Annotated in this window: 3 protein-coding genes; 1 reads left to right on the top strand and 2 read right to left on the bottom strand. The window is 66.8% G+C overall.

The features are described 5' to 3' along the window. Positions 1–283: TetR/AcrR family transcriptional regulator (locus AC2VOG_RS15685; RefSeq protein ID WP_486940797.1), on the bottom strand; the 283-nt coding region annotated here is incomplete at its 3' end. A 110-nt stretch (positions 284–393) separates the two neighbouring features. On the opposite strand from AC2VOG_RS15685, the gene AC2VOG_RS15680 reads away from it, so the two are divergent. Further along, a complete protein-coding gene (locus AC2VOG_RS15680; RefSeq protein ID WP_486940796.1) occupies positions 394–843 on the top strand; it encodes a nitroreductase/quinone reductase family protein in 450 nt (149 codons plus the stop codon). On the opposite strand, the gene AC2VOG_RS15675 is transcribed toward AC2VOG_RS15680, so the two are convergent. Beyond that, the gene (locus AC2VOG_RS15675) at positions 840–1,511 is read right to left on the bottom strand and encodes an Rv1815 family serine proteinase (protein ID WP_486940795.1); all 672 of its coding nucleotides are present in this window, start codon (positions 1,509–1,511) and stop codon (positions 840–842) included. The two genes, AC2VOG_RS15680 and AC2VOG_RS15675, sit on opposite strands and share 4 nt — an antisense overlap. Positions 1,512–1,652: the final 141 nt, after the last annotated feature.

The raw sequence follows: 1,652 nt of genomic DNA, 5'->3' as shown, positions 1-1,652 counted from the left end.
CGGCGCGCGCGATGGCGAGCACGTCCTCGTTCCATGCATCTGGCGCGGCAGCGCGCTCGCCGTCGACGACGTCGGCAAGTTCGGAATACGCGTCGATCAGCAACAGCGTCAGCAATTCGTCTCGGCTGGACACGTACCGATAGACCGCTGAGGACACCATGCCGAGATCGCGGGCGATCGCACGCAGTGACAACCCCGCCGCGCCGCGATCGACCAGATGGCGCCGACCGCTCTCTATGATCTGCGCCTCGATGCGCTCGCGCGAGTCGCGCCGCTTTGCCATCGGGCAAGTTTCGCATAAAAGAGATCGGTGCTCTTGCTTTTTGGGTTTGGCTGTGTCAACGTCAAGTCTTCAGAGAGCGGTGCTCTCTTTTCATCGAGAGGGGACAACTCGTGCCGGTGCGATACGACGAACCCAACGGGATCGCCAAAGCTGCCAACACGCTGGTCCGATGGCTGGCCGAGGTCGGCATCGGCCTGGCGGGCAGCCGCGTTGTGCGCGTCCGCGGCCGCAAAACCGGCGAGGTTCGCAGCGTGGTGGTCAACCTGCTGACCGTCGCCGACGTCGACTACCTGGTTTCCCCGCGGGGTGACACCCAGTGGGCGCGCAACGTCCGGGCGGCCGGCTCGGTCGAGGTTGGGCCGCGCTGGCGTCGGCGTGGGGCGCGGGCAAGCGAGGTCGCCGATGCGGCCAAACCCGAGCTGTTGCGGCGCTACTTGGACAGGTGGTATTGGGAGGTCAAAGGGCACATCGCGGGGCTGACACCCGATTCCAGCGACCAGCAGATCGCGGCCGCGGCGCCGTCGATCCCGGTCTTCGCGCTGACGGCTGACATGTTTTAGATGGCCGGACCGCCGGCTCCGACGTCCTGGCGAGCCTGCTGGGTAATGGACTGCCACGACACCGCCGTCGGGAAATTGCCCCAGACGCTGTTGAAGATCCCGACGATTCTGGCCGGACCGGGACCGTTGGTGAGGTAGACCGGCCCACCGGAGTCACCCTGCTGGCTGATTGCGCCGTGGCCCATCGTGAACCAGCCGTTGTTGACGGATTCCACGGTCCCGCAGCTCTCGCCGCTGCCGACGCCGAAATGGCAGACCGGTTCGCCACGCGTGACGACCAGGCCCGGGTCGGACTGCAGCATGCGGCCATCGGGCATGACGTTGTTGACCGTGACCTCGGGCGTCAGGACGATCGACTCGTAGTCCGAGATTTCCTGGTCGGTGTTGACGAATGCGCCGTTGGGCGTGTTGTCCCGAAACGTGGCAACGTTCCCGATGACCTTGTTGTCGCGGTCGAGCACCGGGCCGTCGCTGCGGCAGTGGCCCGCGCTGAAAGCCACCCTCAACCTGGGGTCCACGTAACCCAGCGTGCACAGATGCGAGCCCTGGTGGATTTCCATCCCGGGAAAGACGACGACCGGATCGGCATGAGCCCGAACAGCGGAAAAAGCCGGCACCGCCACCGCGATGACCGTCGCGCCCAAAGCGCGGATTACCCGACCCCCCACCCGCCGACTCCGATCCGTACGGGCCGACGCCCCTCCGGCCGGCCGCGACGCTAACCAGTCAAGGGTAGGTCAGCCGACCGCGCGGAGAGGCTGAGTTGGAAAGGCGCCCCCCCCACCAGCCGGCGGCCCCCTTCCACGGCC

Source organism: Mycobacterium sp. TH-M11 (genome assembly GCF_057473725.1).
This window is presented reverse-complemented; position numbering and strand designations above follow the sequence as displayed.